Source organism: Microbacterium sp. ZW T6_19 (assembly GCF_044987465.1).
GTDB lineage: Bacteria > Actinomycetota > Actinomycetes > Actinomycetales > Microbacteriaceae > Microbacterium > Microbacterium natoriense_A.
Genome location: NZ_JBJDRH010000016.1, coordinates 47,250 through 63,306, shown reverse-complemented (window position 1 = coordinate 63,306; position 16,057 = coordinate 47,250). Strand labels below are relative to the sequence as shown.

General features: G+C 67.9%; 14 protein-coding genes, 1 tRNA gene and 1 riboswitch. Of the genes, 5 read left to right on the top strand and 10 right to left on the bottom strand.

The window, feature by feature from the left end; genetic code table 11:
* Positions 1-685 precede the first annotated feature (685 nt).
* The 4 genes from ACI3KT_RS17895 to ACI3KT_RS17880 form a co-directional block, all read right to left on the bottom strand.
* Positions 686-758 (bottom strand) — tRNA-Ala (locus tag ACI3KT_RS17895).
* A 41-nt stretch (positions 759-799) separates the two neighbouring features.
* On the bottom strand, positions 800-1,657 hold the full coding sequence (locus ACI3KT_RS17890; protein ID WP_404905790.1) for a hypothetical protein: 858 nt from the start codon (positions 1,655-1,657) through the stop codon (positions 800-802).
* Between the two features lie 164 nt (positions 1,658-1,821).
* Complete coding sequence (locus tag ACI3KT_RS17885) at positions 1,822-2,655, bottom strand: SDR family oxidoreductase (RefSeq protein WP_404905789.1); 834 nt, start codon at positions 2,653-2,655, stop codon at positions 1,822-1,824.
* Between the two features lie 89 nt (positions 2,656-2,744).
* The gene (locus ACI3KT_RS17880; protein WP_404905788.1) at positions 2,745-3,506 is read right to left on the bottom strand and encodes an SDR family NAD(P)-dependent oxidoreductase; all 762 of its coding nucleotides are present in this window, start codon (positions 3,504-3,506) and stop codon (positions 2,745-2,747) included.
* Between the two features lie 124 nt (positions 3,507-3,630).
* Here ACI3KT_RS17880 and ACI3KT_RS17875 point away from each other — a divergent pair, with 124 nt between their 5' ends.
* A complete protein-coding gene (locus ACI3KT_RS17875) occupies positions 3,631-3,996 on the top strand; it encodes a DUF488 domain-containing protein (RefSeq protein WP_404905787.1) in 366 nt (121 codons plus the stop codon).
* Positions 3,993-4,718 (top strand): phosphotransferase, encoded by a 726-nt coding sequence (locus ACI3KT_RS17870; protein ID WP_404905786.1) that lies wholly within the window; start codon positions 3,993-3,995, stop codon positions 4,716-4,718. The genes ACI3KT_RS17875 and ACI3KT_RS17870 overlap by 4 nt, the downstream gene beginning before the upstream one ends.
* A gap of 1 nt (position 4,719) precedes the next feature.
* Here the strand turns inward: ACI3KT_RS17870 and ACI3KT_RS17865 are convergent, their stop codons facing one another.
* From ACI3KT_RS17865 to ACI3KT_RS17855, 3 genes are all read right to left on the bottom strand, one after another.
* The gene (locus ACI3KT_RS17865) at positions 4,720-5,517 is read right to left on the bottom strand and encodes an energy-coupling factor transporter transmembrane component T family protein (RefSeq protein WP_404905785.1); all 798 of its coding nucleotides are present in this window, start codon (positions 5,515-5,517) and stop codon (positions 4,720-4,722) included.
* Positions 5,514-6,974 (bottom strand): ABC transporter ATP-binding protein, encoded by a 1,461-nt coding sequence (locus ACI3KT_RS17860; protein ID WP_404905784.1) that lies wholly within the window; start codon positions 6,972-6,974, stop codon positions 5,514-5,516. Before ACI3KT_RS17860 ends, ACI3KT_RS17865 begins: the two co-directional genes overlap by 4 nt.
* Positions 6,971-7,609 (bottom strand): ECF transporter S component, encoded by a 639-nt coding sequence (locus tag ACI3KT_RS17855; protein ID WP_292905182.1) that lies wholly within the window; start codon positions 7,607-7,609, stop codon positions 6,971-6,973. The genes ACI3KT_RS17860 and ACI3KT_RS17855 overlap by 4 nt, the downstream gene beginning before the upstream one ends.
* Positions 7,600-7,711, bottom strand: a riboswitch (TPP riboswitch). (Overlaps the previous gene by 10 nt.)
* Positions 7,712-7,766: 55 nt before the next feature.
* Between ACI3KT_RS17855 and ACI3KT_RS17850 the strand changes: the two genes are divergently transcribed.
* The gene (locus ACI3KT_RS17850; RefSeq protein WP_307292228.1) at positions 7,767-9,233 is read left to right on the top strand and encodes a D-alanyl-D-alanine carboxypeptidase; all 1,467 of its coding nucleotides are present in this window, start codon (positions 7,767-7,769) and stop codon (positions 9,231-9,233) included.
* An 88-nt stretch (positions 9,234-9,321) separates the two neighbouring features.
* Here the strand turns inward: ACI3KT_RS17850 and ACI3KT_RS17845 are convergent, their stop codons facing one another.
* Complete coding sequence (locus tag ACI3KT_RS17845; protein WP_373426308.1) at positions 9,322-11,481, bottom strand: ABC transporter ATP-binding protein; 2,160 nt, start codon at positions 11,479-11,481, stop codon at positions 9,322-9,324.
* A gap of 71 nt (positions 11,482-11,552) precedes the next feature.
* Positions 11,553-13,280, bottom strand: coding sequence for an ABC transporter ATP-binding protein (locus ACI3KT_RS17840; RefSeq protein WP_292905176.1), 1,728 nt, complete (start codon positions 13,278-13,280; stop codon positions 11,553-11,555).
* A 474-nt stretch (positions 13,281-13,754) separates the two neighbouring features.
* On the opposite strand from ACI3KT_RS17840, the gene ACI3KT_RS17835 reads away from it, so the two are divergent.
* Together ACI3KT_RS17835 and ACI3KT_RS17830 are read left to right on the top strand one after the other, a co-directional pair.
* Positions 13,755-14,558, top strand: coding sequence for a hypothetical protein (locus tag ACI3KT_RS17835; protein ID WP_404905783.1), 804 nt, complete (start codon positions 13,755-13,757; stop codon positions 14,556-14,558).
* Entirely contained in the window at positions 14,555-14,926 is a 372-nt protein-coding gene (locus ACI3KT_RS17830) for a GntR family transcriptional regulator (protein ID WP_404905782.1), read from the top strand. The genes ACI3KT_RS17835 and ACI3KT_RS17830 overlap by 4 nt, the downstream gene beginning before the upstream one ends.
* Before the next feature lie 12 nt (positions 14,927-14,938).
* Here the strand turns inward: ACI3KT_RS17830 and ACI3KT_RS17825 are convergent, their stop codons facing one another.
* Positions 14,939-16,000 carry an enoyl-CoA hydratase/isomerase family protein gene (locus ACI3KT_RS17825; protein ID WP_404905781.1) on the bottom strand — a complete coding sequence of 354 codons (1,062 nt, stop codon included), beginning with the start codon at positions 15,998-16,000 and terminating at the stop codon, positions 14,939-14,941.
* Positions 16,001-16,057: the final 57 nt, after the last annotated feature.

Sequence of the window (16,057 nt, the reverse complement as noted above, 5' to 3'; positions counted from 1 at the left end):
CCCCACCGAAGTGGAGTCGAGGTTATTTGGCATTTGACAAGTGCACGCTGTTGAGTTCTCAAGGATCGGACGCTCCCCCGACCCAACCATCACAGTCAGGCCCGAAGGGCAACTTCTCAATCTTACCGAAGCGATCCGGCCTGTCAAATCGACACGCCGTAGGCTTCGAAGCTGATCATGTAGCCAGGCGCTTACCGCGCCGAGGCAACTTGACTAGCTTATCCGTTTCGCGATCGAAGTCAAATCGACTCGAACCGGATCCGGAAGCTCCACGTCAGACAGAAGTATGTCTGCGATCCGCTCCGAGGAGCTGATCTGGTGGAGGTGGTTCTCCGCTTGAGGGGGGGTAAGGCTCTCGGCCTCTCCGCTTCCCTGTGGGGCGAACAAGTAATAAGTTACGTGGATTCCGGGGATCGGGCAAATCAGGCCGGTCCGCCGGGCGTGTCGCAATCGGGGTGCTGAACTGGCGGCACCGCCGGACCAGAACGAACGGTGCCCGCAGGGACAGAACCGCAGGGACAGAAGAAGCCCCGTCCTAGCTGAGCTCGGACGGGGCTTCTTCGTTCTGTGGACCTAAGGGGACTCCGCCGTCCTCGCTCCGCTGCGGCGGGCTCCCCGAATCACTCAGCCTGACAGATACGAGAAAACCCCCCGGGCTTCGCGCGGGGGGGTTTTCTCGTATCTGTGGACCTAAGGGGATTCGAACCCCTGACCTCCTCGATGCGAACGAGGCGCGCTACCAACTGCGCCATAGGCCCTTGAACTCGTCTACGTTATCACGCAGATCTCGGCGCTCGTGTCATCCGGCTGAGCGACGGGCGAGCAGCTCGCGGACGTGCGCCTCGATCTCGGCGTCATCGACGAAACCCATCTTCGCGTACGGCGACGAGGCGGCGGGCGGCAGCTGTACCGGAGCGGGCGGCGCCATCTGCTCGGCGCGCTCTCGCAGTTCGGCCAGTCGAGCAGCCTTGCGACGTTCGGCCTGAGCATCGTGCTGCGCCATCGCCGCCTGCGCGCGCGACCCGCTCATCGACACGAGGGGTTCGGGAAGGGCACGAGGCGTCCAGGTCGCCGCCCCCTGGTCGTGGAGCGGCGGAGCTTCCCGATGCACGGCGGGCTCGGTTTTCCGAGCATTCCGACGAGCGGCGCGCGCCGCCCTCGCAGCGACCGAAGACATCCGCTGCAGAAGGAAGGACGCGACTACGACGGTCGCGCCGCCGAGCCACAGCAGCAGCGAGGCCTGCGTGGCGATGAGCTGCCAGGCGCCGAGACCGGCGACGACGAGACCGAGGAACAAGGCGATCGTGGCGGTGAGGCGAACCCGGCGACGGGCACGCGCCTGACGCACGACAGGATCAGCCTTCGTGGCTGCCAGTTGTTCGCGCAGAAGCACGAGCTCGGCGGCCTCCTTCTCCGACTGCAGCCGCTTGGCGAGCTTCTGCTGCGCGAGCGCTGTCCGTGCGGTCAGCTCGAGGCGGACCTCCCCTGGCGTCTCACTCGTTTCGGCGAGCACGCGCAGAGCCTGATTCAGACGGACGGCGTTGCGTTCGGCGGCGTCGTACTGGAAGCGCCCGCGCCACGACGGCAGCAGGTACAGCATCCACAGGAGCACAGCGACGAGGACGATCACGCCCCCGCTCAGCACCGGCCCATCCATATCGACAACGGTAAGGGAACAGCGCGCCCACGGCGGACGGTGTCGACGCGTGTCGCGATCGGATCGCAGACAGTTCGGGGCCGACATCCCCCGGGACCCGATCGGATGACGACATCCGATCGCTCCTGAGGCGTGTCGGCCCCGATGCGGCGTCGTGCGGGACGTCAGTCCAGGAAGATGTCCGGGAAGAGCCGGTCGTCCGGGGTGCCGGGGATCGCGGCGTACCTCGAGAAGTCGGTCACGCCGTCGGCCTCGAGGACGTCTTCGACGATGAGCGTCTGGCCGGTGTACTCGGCGGCGGGCTTGGTGAGCACGGCGTACGCGGCATCCGCATAGATCTCCGGTGTGCGGCTCGCAGCCATCACCTTGTCTCCGCCGAGCAGATTCTGCACGGCGGCCGTCGCGATCGTCGTGCGGGGCCACAGGGTGTTCGCGGCGATCCCGTCGCGGGCGAACTCCGCGGCGAGGCCGAGCGTGACCATCGTCATCCCGAACTTGGCGAGCGTGTACCCGGTGTGTGCGCCGAGCCACTTCGGAGTCGGGTTCAGGGGCGGGGAGAGCGACAGGATGTGCGGGTTCGCCGCGTCCTTGAGGATCGGCACCGCCGCGCGCGACAGCATGAACGTGCCGCGGACGTTGACGTCCTGCATCAGGTCGTACTTCTTCGGGTTCAGATCGAGCGAGCGCGACAGGTCGATCACACTGGCGTTGTTGATGACGATGTCGATGCCGCCGAACTCGCCGTGCGCCTTCAGCACCGCTTCGGTGATGTCGTCGTCGTCACGCACGTCACCCACGATCGGCAGCGCCTGACCGCCGGCCGCGCGGATCTGCTCGGCCGCGGTGTGGATCGTGCCCTCGAGCTTCGGATGCGGAGTGTCGGTCTTCGCGAGCATCGCGATGTTCGCGCCGTCGCGCGCGGCCCGAAGGGCGATCGCGAGGCCGATGCCGCGGCTGCCGCCGGACATCAGGATGGTCTTGCCTGCCAGTGTGCTCATGGTTTCTCCTGGTCTGTGCTCGTTCCCGTCGCAGAAGATCCCGGAAAGCCGGCTGGAAAGCGGGCGTTCTCGCGACGGGAGGGGTCGTCTTACTTCGGTGCCATGCGGATCGCACCGTCGAGGCGGATGGTCTCGCCGTTCAAGTACGAGTTCTCGATGATCTGCTGCGCGAGTGCGGCGTATTCGTCGGGGCGACCGAGGCGGGAGGGGAACGGCACCTGCTGGCCGAGCGAGTCCTGCGCGGCCTGCGGCAGGCCCATCAGCATCGGCGTCTCCATGATTCCGGGCGCGATCGTGCAGACCCGGATGCCGTGGCGCGCGAGTTCACGTGCCACGGGAAGAGTCATGGCGTGCACGCCGCCCTTCGACGCAGAGTAGGCGGGCTGCCCGATCTGTCCGTCGAACGCCGCCACGCTGGCGGTGTTGATGATCACCCCCCGTTCGCCGGATTCGGTGGGGTCGTTCTTCGCGATCACGGCGGAGGCCTGCGACAGCACGTTGAACGTGCCGACGAGGTTGATGCGGACGATCCGCTCGAAGTCGGCGAGCACGGCGGGGTTGCCCTCGCGATCGAGCACCTTGGCCGGCGGGGCGATGCCCGCGCAGTTGACGACCACACGCAGCGGGGCCGCGGCCTGTGCAGCGGCGACCGCAGCACGCACTTCGTCGACGCTGGTCACGTCTGCGGCGACGAACTGCCCGCCGAGCTCCTCGGCGAGCTCGGCGCCCTTCGACGAGGGCAGGTCGATGATCGTGACGTGGCCGCCGGCGGCGGCGATCCGCCTGCCCGTTGCGAGCCCGAGCCCCGAGGCGCCGCCCGTGATGAGCGCGCCCAGACCAGTGATCTGCATCGTGAGTTCTCCTTCGAACATCGTTGTGCGGCGTCCCAGTTGAAACCAGGTTTCAGCATACGTGGTTCCGAGTGTCACCGCGATCGGAGTGGCGGCCGATCGGGATCCGGTGTTTGCTGGACCCATGGAACTGCGTCGCAAGCGAGCCTACGACACCGTCGCGGCGGACGACGGGTTCCGTGTTCTCGTCGACCGGCTCTGGCCTCGCGGCGTCTCCAAGGAGCGCGCCGCGATCGACCTGTGGGCGAAGGAGACCGCCCCGTCCGCGGAACTGCGACACGAGTGGCACGCGGCTCCCGCCAGCGAGTGGGGCGTCTTCGCCGACCGCTACCGCGCGCAGCTCGCTGGAGAGTCGGCCGACGCGCTTCAGGAGCTGGCCGGCCTGCTGCGACAGCATCCGGTCGTCACCTTGGTCTATGCGGCGCACGATCCTGTGCACAACCACGCCGTCGTGCTGGAAGGGGCCCTGCGGAAGCTGCAGGAGGCGTGACCTTCCCCGCTCCGGACATCGCCGTGCCCGAACGCGTCCGCGACCTCGCCCGAGGCGCCGCGCTGACGCCGGTCTGGCTCAACAACATCGGCGGCCTGACGTTCCGCACCGACGATGGCCGCTACATCAAGTGGGGTCCGCACGATCTCGAGGCGAACATGCGCGACGAGGCCGAGCGCATGCGCTGGGCGTCGCGATGGATCGCGGTTCCCGAGGTGCTCGACCAGGGCCAGGATGCCGATCAGGAGTGGCTGGTCACGATCGCGCTCCGGGGACGCAGCGCCGCGGATCCGCGCTGGCACGACGACCCCGAGCGCGCGGTCCGCGCGGTGGGCGAGGGATTGCGGATGCTGCATGATGCCCTGCCCGTCGACGAGTGCCCGTGGGAGTGGAGCGTCGGTTCGCGCACCGCGGGAGCTGCCGAACGCGGCACGATCGTGCCCGTCGATCTGCGGGATGCGCCCCCGGTCGACCGCCTCGTGGTGTGCCACGGCGACGCGTGCCTGCCGAACACGCTGCTCACCGACGACGGCGTCGTCGCAGGCCATGTCGATCTGGCCGCCCTCGGCGTCGCCGACCGCTGGGCCGACATCGCCGTCGCCTCGATGAGCACGGAATGGAATCTGGGCGACGGATGGCAGGACACGCTGATCGACGCCTACGGCATCGCCCCCGATCGCGAGCGCCTCGACTACTACCGGCGGCTCTGGAACGAGACCTGACTCAGGCGCTCCCTCCGAGCACGAAGTTCCACGCGCCGGTCACGACGGCCGCCCAGATCGCGATCGCAGGAATCACGCCTGCGATGAGGACAAGCACGGTGTCGCGCCAGGTCCACACCGATTCGCGCGCCCACGAGCGCGCGCCCGAGCCGCCGAAGCCACGTGCCTCCATGGCCGTGGCAAGCGACGATCCGCGTCTGATCGCCAGCACGAAAAGCGCGAACGCCATGCCGAGGGTGCGGCGGATCCGACCCTGATCCGCGACCCCGCGGGCCCGACGGGCGAGCGCGAGAGCCCTCCAGTCCTCGGCGAGCAGGCCCAGCATCCGCATTCCGGCGAGCGCGCCGATCACGAAGCGAGCCGGCAGCCGCAGTCGCTGCGCCAGATCGTCGGCCAGATCGGTGGGGTCGACTGTGACGAAGAGCACGACCGACGGCAGCCCGATCGCGAGGACGCGGACGGCGGTCGCCGCCGCAAGCGAGAGCGACCCGTCGCTGACCCTGATCAGCAGCCATTCGAAGTGCACGGCGCCGCTCGTCGAGCCGTACAGGGCGATCGTGACGGCGCTCAGCGGAGCCGCGATCCACAGCACCGCGGTGCGGGTCCAGAACTCGCGGGCGCCGAGCCCCGCGAGCAGCAGCAGCGGGATCTCGAGGACGAGCGCGACGGATGCCGACACCACGTCGATCGACACGATCAGCGGCACGGCGATCAGCAGAGCGGCGGCGAGCTTGGCGAGCGCCGATCGCGGCGCGATCGGGCCGCGGCGCTCGATGCGCGCAGTGAGGGGATCGATCACGGGCTCACCTCGAACCGACGGGCGTGCAGGGCCTGCAGCACTGCCTCGTCGTGACTGATCGCGACGATCGCGGCTCCGTCGTCGCGGAGCGCCGCGATGATCGCGACGAGTTCGGCCCAGGTCGTCGCATCCTGCCCGAACGTCGGCTCGTCGAGCACGATCATCTGCGGCCGCGTCGCCAGGGCCGCAGCGACCGTGAGCCGACGCTTCTCGCCTCCTGAGAGCGTGTACGGGTTGGCCTCGGCGAGCGCCGAGAGCCGCAGCCTGTCGAGGAGTTCGTCGGTGCGGCGCGCGATCTCGGCCTCGTCGAGGCGCAGCGCTCGAGGACCGACGGCGAGCTCCTCACGCACCGTCTTCGCGAGAAGCTGGTGCTCCGGCGTCTGCAGCACCGTCGCGATGCGGGTGAGCAGCGACGTCGACGACCACCGGAACGGGTCAGCTCCTTCACCCGAAGACAGCGCCGCTGTGGCCGTGACCCGACCGCTCTCGGCGGGGATGAGCCCCGCGACCGTCAGGCCGAGCGTCGATTTTCCCGCGCCGTTCGGACCGGTGATCCCGATGACCTCGCCCGCATGCACGTCGAGGTCAAGGGGTCCCGCCACGGCCACTCCTCGGCTGCGCGCCACGGTGAGGCCACGGGCTTCGATCAGCCGTTCACCGGGGGCGAGGGCGGGCGGCGGCGGCACGGCGGGCGGATGCTCGGGAACCCAGACACCGGACGCCGCCAGTTCCGCTCCGCGCGCGCCCAGCACCTCGTCGGGCGGACCGTCCGCGAGCACGACCGTGCCTTCCCGCTCGGCCCCCAGCACGATCACCCGCTCGACGAGCGGCAGCCAGACGTCGATGCGGTGCTCGATCACCACGAGCGTGGCGCCGGTGACATCGAGCGCGGCCGCGACGGCGTTCCGCACGTCCTGAACACCTACGGGGTCGAGGTTGGCGGTCGGCTCGTCGAGCAGGATCGCGCCCGGCCTCATCGCCAGCACACCGGCGAGCGCGAGGCGCTGCTTCTGTCCTCCCGACAGCGCGGCCGTGGATCTGTCGAGGGGAACGGCGAGCCGAACGGCATCCAGCGCCGACCGCACCCGGTGCCAGATCTCGGGGCGGGGCACGCCCAGGTTCTCGCAGCCGAAGGCCACGTCATCCCCGACACGGGCGAGCATGGTCTGCGTGTCGGGGTCCTGCAGGACCATCCCGACTCTGCCGCGAGCCTGCGCGGCAGGCAGGCCGTCGACGAGAAGCGAGCCGTGCGTCTCCCCCTCGTCGGCTCCGCCCAGCACGCCGCCGAATCCCTGCAGCAGGGTCGACTTGCCCGAGCCGGAGGCGCCGAGCAGCAGCACGCGCTCCCCCGGCGATATGGCGAGGTCGATCTCTCGCACCGCCCAGCGCAGCCGCGTGGCGTACCGCCAGCCCCAGCCGCGCGCCTCGAGAGCGGCGGGGTTCGCCGCGCCGGTCACACCCGTGCGGCGACCTCGCGACCGGCGGCGAAACGGCTCAGCGCACCGGTCGCGGCGAGGCCGCGGGCGATCAGCCACGCGCCGATGCCGGCGATGACGGCACCCGAGACGGTGCTCGAGGCGATGTAGATGACGGTGAACGCGGTGTCGGCTCCGGCGTACCAGAGGATCACGTCGTTGATGCCGCAGGCGACGCCGGCGGCGGCGCCGGCGAGGATCGCGACGGGCAGCTTCCACACCCCGTAGAGGAACAGCAGGAAGATGAGTTCGGCGCCCAGACCCTGCACGAGGCCCGAGACGATCGTGAGCGGACCCCACACGTTGCCGACGAGCGCGGAGATGACCGCGGCGACCAGTTCGGTGTACAGCGCGGCCCCCGGCTTGCGGATGATCAGCCCGCCGAGCACTCCGGCGATCAGCCAGGGCCCGTTGACGAGCGCCTGGACACCGGGGAGCAGCGGTTCGAGCAGCGTACTGGGGCCCTGGTAGCCGACGTTCCACAGCACGAAGATCAGGGCGCAGGCGACGGCGATGACGCTGGCCACGACGATGTCGACGACGCGCCAGCGCCACAGCTGGGCGTTGCGAAGACCGGACGCCGTGCCGGTCGTGGAAGCGGACGTGGAAGTACTCATCTGAACTCCTCCCTGCGCCGGCATTATCCGGATCAGGTTCGACGGTCGAAGCGCGATTCGCTCCCTCTCAGCCCGGCTCGCCGGACTCCCGTGGTTGTTCTGTCGATATTACCCGTCGTACCGGTGTTCTGTGAGCGGAGTTCGGTACCGTAGGCAGGTGACCGCTCCTGACTCCGCCGAGGCCACTGCACCTGTGGGCGATGACGTGACGACGGATGCTGCGGCAGAAGCCTTCGACGACCTCGATGCACTGGTCTCGGCTTCCGTCGCTCCCGACGCTCGCTGGGCCGAGGGCGACGACCACGCCACCGCCCTGACCTGGATCGATCCTGCCCAGGTGGCCGACGCCTCACCCGCTGCCGACGGTGACGATGCGGCCTCGCTCTTCACCGGCGCACATCTCCGGTCGGCCGTCGTCCGGCCAGGGGTGCTCGTGCCCGTCGGCGTTCTGCTCGCGCTCGTCGGCGCCTACACGGGCACGACGCTGCTGTGGCCGCTGCACGAGATCGCCCCCACGGTGCAGGCCGTGGAATTCTCGACGACACCGGCTCAGGCCGCCGCGATCACGTGGCCCGCGCAGGGAAGCGCCGCCGTCGGGATCGCAGGTGTCGGCACACTGGCGTCTTCGACCGATCCTGCGGCGATCGCGAGCATCTCCAAAGTGGTCTCGGCCATGATGGTGCTCGATCGGATGCCGTTGGCTCCCGGAGAGCAGGGTCCCTCGTTCTCGTTCACCAGGGCCGACAGCCAGTCGTACCTCGCATACAAGCGCAGCGACCAGTCGGCTCTCGACGTGCCCGTCGGCGGCTCGCTCACCGAGTACCAGATGCTGCAGGGCGTACTGCTCGGCTCGGCCAACAACTACATCGACCGGCTCGCGAAGGAGATCTGGGGATCGGATGCCGCGTTCGCCGACGCGGCGGCGACCTGGCTGAGCGAGCGCGGAATCAGCGGCATCACGATCAAATCTCCGTCGGGGTTCGACGAGCGCAACGTGGCGACGCCCGAAGCCCTGATCGCGGTGGCGCAGAAGGCCATGCAGAATCCGGTGTTCGCCGAGATCGTCGGCACGACGTCGGTCGACCTGCCCGGAGCCGGAACCGTGCGCAACACGAACGGGATGATGGCCGATTCCGGGGTCGTCGGGGTCAAGACCGGCACCCTCCATGAGAGCTGGAATCTGCTAACGGCGAAGGATGTCACAGTGGGCGATACGACCCTGCGACTGTATGCGTCGGTGCTCACGCAGGAGGACGACGACATGCGCCTCGCGTCGACGCGCTCGCTGTTCTCGCAGGTCGAGAACGAGCTGCAGACTCAGGCGCCGACGGTGCCCGAGGGCACTGTCGTCGGCTCCGTGGAGACCCTCTGGGGTGCCGAGGTCGACATCGTGACGGACGCGGATGCCGACGTGGTGCTGTGGAACGGCGGAATCGCGACGACGACCGTGGAGTTCGACCTCGACGAGAAGCGCAAGGCCGGCGCAGAGGTCGGCACGCTCACGACGACCGGCCCGGTGAACACGGCGACGACGGAACTGGAGCTCGCGGGAACCGTGCAGGATCCGAGCCCGTGGTGGCGGCTCACGCATCCGCTGGAGCTGTTCGGTCTGACCGACAAATAGCCGCCCGCGCAGAGCCACCCGCCTGCGGTCCCCGCCGTACGCAGATGCCCCGTCCCGGATTCCGGGGCGGGGCATCTGCGTACACGAGTCAGGCCTTGGGAGCCTCACCCCGGTTCTCGACCACGGCTTCCGCCGCGGCGATCTCGGCGGCCGGGCTCTCAGCTCCGACCACAGCGCCGACGCGCGCGGCATCCGCTTCAGCCTCGGCGTCTCCCGTGACGACGACCGGCGTCGTGCCCGTGAGAGCCTCTTCGGCGTCGATGTCGGCGGCCGCCTGCTCGAACTGCGACTGGTACAGGCGCCAGTACGCGCCCTGCGCCGTGATGAGCTCGTCGTGCGTGCCCTTCTCGACGATGTCGCCGTGCTCCATCACGAGGATGAGGTCGGCATCGCGGATCGTCGACAGGCGGTGAGCGATCACGAAGGAGGTGCGTCCTTCGCGCAGCGCCGCCATGGCGTGCTGCAGCAGCAGCTCGGTGCGGGTGTCGACGGCCGACGTGGCCTCATCGAGGATGAGGATCGACGGCTTGGCGACGAACGCACGGGCGATCGTGATCAGCTGCCGCTCACCGGCCGAGACGTTCGAGGCGTCCTCGTCGAGCACGGTGTCGTAGCCCTCGGGGAGGGCGTGCACGAAGCGGTCCACGTACGTCGCCTTGGCGGCGGCGAGCACCTCGTCGTCGGTCGCGGTCGAGCGTCCGTAGCGGATGTTCTCGCGGATGCTCCCGGCGAACAGCCACGGGTCCTGCAGCACCATGCCGGTGCGCGAACGCAGGTCGTCGCGCGTCATCTCGGAGATGTCCTGCCCGTCGAGCAGGATGCGCCCGCCGCTGAGCTCGTAGAACCGCATGATCAAGTTGACCAGCGTGGTCTTGCCGGCGCCGGTCGGGCCGACGATCGCCACAGTCTGACCAGGCTCGACCTGGAAGGAGAGATCGGTGATGAGCGGGCGGTCCTCCGAATAGGAGAACGCGACGTGCTCGAACTCGATGACTCCCTTGCCGTCGACGACTGTGGGGGCGTCTTCGGCATCCGGGTCCTGCTCGTCCTCGTCGAGCAGCTGGAAGACGCGCTCGGCCGATGCGGTGCCCGACTGCACGACCGCAGCCATGCCGCCGAGTTCGGCCAGCGGCTGCGAGAACTGCTGCGAGTACTGGATGAACGCCTGCACGTCGCCGAGTCGCAGCTGACCGCTGGCGACCATGAGACCGCCCAGCACTGCCAGAGCGGCGTAGCTGAGACTTCCGACGAAGGTCATCGCGGGCATGATGATGCCCGAGAGGAACTGCGCCTTGAACGCCGACTGGAACAGCTCCTCGTTCTCGACCTGGAACTTGTCGAGTGCGTCCTGCTCGCGGCCGAAGACCTTGACCAGCGCGTGGCCGGAGAACGCCTCTTCGACGCGCGCGTTGAGACGACCGACCTTGCGCCACTGGGCGCCGAAGGCCTTCTGCGAGCGCGGACCGATGATCCCGAAGATCACTCCCATGAGAGGGAGGGCGATCAGGGCGACCAGCGCGAGCTGCCACGAGATCGAGAACATCATGACCAGCACGCCGACGACGGTGAGCACCGACGTGAGCGCCCCCGAGAGGGACTGCTGCATCGTCTGCGTGATGTTGTCGATGTCGTTCGTGACGCGGGAGATCAGCTCACCGCGCTGCACCTTGTCGAAGTACGACAGCGGCAGACGGTTGATCTTCGCCTCGACGTCTTCGCGCAGGCGCCACATGGTGCGCACCATGATCACGTTGATGACGTAGCCCTGGATCCAGCTGAGCAGCGCCGAGACCACGTAGATCGCGAGCACGGCGGCGATGATCCAGCGCATCGCGTCGAAATCGATGCCCGCACCGACCGTGAAGTCGTTCATGGCCGCGATCTGGTTGGCGAAGTCGGTCTGGCCGAACTGCCGCAGCTGCTCGATGACCTCGCTCTTCGTGGTTCCTTCGGGGAACCCGGGGAAGTCGCCGTTGGGCTTGGCGAGCTCGTTCGAGATGAAGCCGGCGTACACGAGGTTGGTCGCCTCGCTGAGCACCTTGGGAGCCGCCACCGACAGCACGACGCCGACGGCGCCGAGGAACGAGACGAACACGAACCAGACGGCGGAGGGCTTGAGGAGTCCGATCATGCGTCCGAAGCTCTTGCCGAAGTTGTCGGCCTTGCCTGGTGCGACGCTGTCCCAGTCACCGGAGTTCTGGCGGGCCTGCTCGGCGAGCTCGGCCTCGTACTTCTCTTCGGCGGTCATCTCGGGCTCGGCGACGGGTGCTGCCGTCTTGCCGCGACCGCGCTGCGGGCGCTTCGATGCGGTGTTGTCGCTCATGCGTCCACCCCCAGCTGCGACTCGACGATCTCACGGTAGGTCTCGCTGGTCTCGAGCAGTTCCTCGTGGGTGCCCACGCCGACCATGGTTCCTCCTTCAAGGACGACGATGCGATCGGCATCCGTGACCGTCGACACGCGCTGCGCGACCACGATCTTCGTGACGTGCGGAAGCTCGCGCCACAGAGCCTGCCTCAGGCGGGCATCGGTCGTCAGATCGAGCGCCGAGAACGAGTCGTCGAAGACGAGGATCTGCGGCTGGTGCACGATCGCACGGGCGATCGCGAGCCGCTGACGCTGTCCGCCCGAGACGTTCGTGCCGCCCTGAGCGATGCGCGAGTCGAGCCCGTCGGGCATCTCTTCGACGAAGTCGCGTCCCTGAGCGATCTCGAGCGCGTGCCAGAGCTCCTCGTCGGTTGCGTCCTCGCGGCCGTAACGGAGGTTCGAGGCCACGGTCCCCGTGAACAGGAACGGGCGCTGCGGCACCAGGCCGATGCTGTCCCAGAGCGACTCGACGTCGGCCTCGCGGACATCGGTGCCGCCGACGAACACGCCGCCGCCGGTCACGTCGAACAGCCGAGGGATCAGTGAGACGAGCGTGGTCTTGCCCGCACCGGTGGAGCCGACGATCGCGACGGTCTCTCCCGGCTGCGCTGCGAAGCTGATGCCCGACAGCACGGGCGACTCTGCGCCCGGGTAGGTGAACTCGACGCCGTCGAAGGCGACAGCACCCGGAGTCGGGAATGCCGTGACGCCGTTGTCGGGGCGGGTCATCGTGGACTGCGCGTCGAGCACCTCGCCTACGCGCTCGGCGGATACGGCGGCGCGCGGAATCATCATGGCCATGAAGCTGGACATGATGACGCCCATCATGATCTGGCCGATGTACTGCATGAAGGCGAACAGCGTGCCGACCTCGACCGTGCCGGCGTTGACCTCGATGCCTCCGAACCAGATCACGGCGACGACCGTGACGTTGAGGATCAGCATGAACATCGGGAAGAGCAGCACGAAGAGCGAGCCGATCTTGCGGCCGACCACCATGATGTCGGTGTTCGCGCCGCGGAAGCGCTCCTCCTCGATGTCCTCGCGCACGAACGCGCGGACGACGCGGACGCCCGTCAGCTGCTCGCGCATGATGCGGTTGACGTTGTCGATCTTCTTCTGCATGCTCCGGAACAGCGGCACCATGCGGCTGATGATGAGCAGCGCCACGATGAGCATGACCGGCACCGAGACGGCGATGAGCCAGCTCAGACTCGCGTTGGTGATGACGGCCATGATGATGCCGCCGATCGCGAGCAGCGGTGCGGTGACGAACATCGTCGCGCCCATCATCGCGAGCATCTGCACCTGCTGCACGTCGTTGGTGTTGCGGGTGATCAGCGAGCCGGCGCCGAACTGCGAGACCTCGCGCTCGGAGAATCCGCTCACCTTGGCGAAGACGTCGGCGCGGATGTCGCGACCGGCGCCCATCGCGGCACGAGCGGCGAAGTAGGTCGCGATGATCGATGCGACGATCTGTCCGAGCGAGACGAACAGCATGAACAGCCCGGTTCGCCAGATGTAGTCGGTGTCGCCCTGGGCGACGCCCTTGTCGATGAGATCCTTGTTCAGGGTCGGCAGGTAGAGCGAGGCGAGGGCGCTTGCGAACTGGAACACCAGGACGCCGATGAGCAGCCATCGGTACTTGGAGAGATAGCGGACGAGGATTTTCCCGAGCACAGGCGGACTTCCTTGTGGGATCAGAGGGGCGGATTTCTCGGCAGGCGGATGCCGGTCGACAATCGGCCGCAACATAGCGTGCCACGAGCCGCGGACATTCGCATCCCCCACAGGGATGACCTTCGCTGACAGCGAACCTTTTCGTCCTGGCCAGCGGTTTCTGCACTGAGGTCAAGAGCGGATCAACCGCTTCAGATCAACTTGTATTGAGATGCCGATACAAGTTGTGCTATTCATATGACACAAGATCTGATCGGAGGCACCATGACGTACAGCAGCTTCACGCCCGTAGAACTCCTCGGCTGGGCAATCGCACAGCCGTGGTTCACCCTCATCCTCGGCGCGTCCATCGCCCTCGGAATCACGGTCCTCCATCCCAGACGCTCCGCGCGCTCAGACTCACCGTTTGAGCATCGAGTACGCGCACGATATGCGCCGGAAGCCCACGCAATCGGGGGGACAGCGCTGGCTGTCGTGATCATCGTCATCGCTGAGCACTTCGTTCGCTCCTACGCCTTGAATCTCAATGACGTCGTGTCGTGGTGGCGCTTCGCGACGCCGCTGTTCATCACGGGGCTAGGTCTGGTCGCTCTTCTGGCGTTCATCTCCACCACCGGCAGCGGGCAACCCGAACGTCCCGTAGTCGGAACCGCTCCCCGCACCTGGTCTACCTTCGTCCCGAGGGCGACGACGATCGGCTGGTCGATCGCATTTCTCCTCCTCGTCGCCACGACAGTCATCGCGGGCCTGCTCTCTTCCGCTGACCGCCAGGGTCGCTACGTCTACCTGGAGATCCCGATTCCGAACGAACCGGGAATCGACCCCATCCGCAGTTGGTTCTTCGGGTGGGCGTACGGCCTGCCCGTTCTCATCGCACTCGCGATGCTCTCCGCGTTCACGATCATGGCGCTGCACGCGAGTGCCGTTCGACCATTCCTACGACCGGAGAGCGTCGCCCACGAACGGCTCGCCCGCCGACAGATCGCGGCTGGAGCCGTGCAGCTCACGACCGCGGCCATATTGCTGTCGCTCGGCGATGCGTGGCAGTTCATCTCCTCGGCTGGTTCCTCGACTCGGCTCAGCGTCCAAGGCGACGGTCGCACCGAGACCTATGAAGTCGTGTGGCGGGGCGCTGAGGTGGCCGCTGCGCTCGGGTGGATCGCGCCATCCCTCGAGATCACCGCATTCGCGATCCTGTTCTTGGCGATGCGGCGGCTGCGCAAGGCTCCTTCGCTCACCGACCGCGCTGCGAATGACTTGGCGACGGCAGCGGCATGACAACTCAACCGATCGTGCCCTCGGCCGACGAATCATCACCCGCACTCGACATCTACCGACAACTGCGCGGGTTGATCCTCGCGGGGCATCTGGGAGCAGGAGAACGCCTGCCACCCGTGCGCCAGACCGCCACAGACCTCGGCGTCGCTCCGGGCACCGCGGCAAAGGCCTACAAGATGCTCGAGAACGACGGGCTCGTGATCACTCGGACTGCCGCAGGAACGCGGGTGTCCACATCCGCCGCGATCCTCCCGATCCCCGTCCTGCGGCATATCCGTGCTCTGATCGAGAGCGCAGAGGAGAACGGCGCAGACGTCGACGACGTCACGGGCGTGCTTCGCGCAATCTGGCAGACGAACGCGACTTGAGCTGCGGCCGGTTCAGAAGAGCGGCCGCACCGGCACGTACGCCCTGGCATCCGCACCCGCGTCAGGACCGAGCTCGGCGATGGTCGCCGGCTCCCACTTCGGGTTGCGATCCTTGTCGACGAGCTGCGCACGGATGCCCTCGACGAGGTCGGGGTGCTGTGTCACGAACCACATGACACGGCGGTATTCGCCCTCCAGGGCTGAGCGCAGGTCCGGCAGTACGCGCGCCTCGCGCACCGCGTCGAGCGTCACGGCGAGTCCGGTGGGCGCGAGGCCTTCGAGCAGATCGGCGATGGCCGCGGCATCCGTCGTCCCCTGCGCCTGCAACCGGGCGACGATCTCGGCGACCGTGTTCTCGGAGAACGCCTCGTCGATCCACTCCCTCGCGTCGGGCAGCTCGGTGGGCTCGGGGGTCTCGTCGAACAGCAGCACGATCTCGGCGGGGCCGGTCGGGTCGGCACGGTAGGCAAGCGCCTCACGCAGCGCCTCGAGCCGGTCGGACGGGACGAAATGGTCCGCGAACCCGAGGTAGACGGCATCCGCACCGTTCATGGCGCCGCCGGTGAGACCGAAGTACTCGCCGAAGCGGCCGGGCGCGCGGCCGAGCAGCCAGGTTCCGCCGACGTCGGGGGTGAAGCCGATGCGGGTCTCCGGCATCGCCAGCTTCGAGCGCTCCGTGACGATGCGGATGGCGGCGTGGCCGGCGAGGCCGATGCCGCCTCCCATCGTGATGCCGTCGGCGATCGCCACGATCGGCTTCGGATACTCGGCGATCATCGCATTCATCGCGTACTCGGCCCGGAAGAACTCGATGGTCTCCGCCGAGCGCCCTGACACGATCTGCGCGTGCAGCTCGCGCACGTCGCCGCCCGCGCACATGCCGCGCTCGCCTGCCCCGTCGATCATCACGATCTGCACGTCGGTGTCGTCGAGCCAGGCCTCGAGCGCTGCGGTGATCTGCACGATCATGCCGTGGTCGAGGGCGTTGATGGCCTCCGGGCGGTTCAGCGTGAGTCTCCCCAGGGCTCCTTCGGTGCGGACGATGACGCGCGGGGCAGCGGTGGGTTCGGTCACGAGAGCCAGGCTACTCCGTCTGATCTGTCGGCATTCCACAGCGGAAATGCACGATCG

Bases quoted from the DNA above. Each gene is read 5' to 3' on its own strand.
- ACI3KT_RS17890 (WP_404905790.1), bottom strand. From the start codon at position 1,657: ATGGATGGGCCGGTGCTGAGCGGGGGCGTGATCGTCCTCGTCGCTGTG.
- ACI3KT_RS17885 (WP_404905789.1), bottom strand. From the start codon at position 2,655: ATGAGCACACTGGCAGGCAAGACCATCCTGATGTCCGGCGGCAGCCGC.
- ACI3KT_RS17880 (WP_404905788.1), bottom strand. From the start codon at position 3,506: ATGCAGATCACTGGTCTGGGCGCGCTCATCACGGGCGGCGCCTCGGGG.
- ACI3KT_RS17875 (WP_404905787.1), top strand. From the start codon at position 3,631: ATGGAACTGCGTCGCAAGCGAGCCTACGACACCGTCGCGGCGGACGAC.
- ACI3KT_RS17855 (WP_292905182.1), bottom strand. From the start codon at position 7,609: ATGAGTACTTCCACGTCCGCTTCCACGACCGGCACGGCGTCCGGTCTT.
- ACI3KT_RS17845 (WP_373426308.1), bottom strand. From the start codon at position 11,481: ATGACCGCCGAAGAGAAGTACGAGGCCGAGCTCGCCGAGCAGGCCCGC.
- ACI3KT_RS17830 (WP_404905782.1), top strand. From the start codon at position 14,555: ATGACAACTCAACCGATCGTGCCCTCGGCCGACGAATCATCACCCGCA.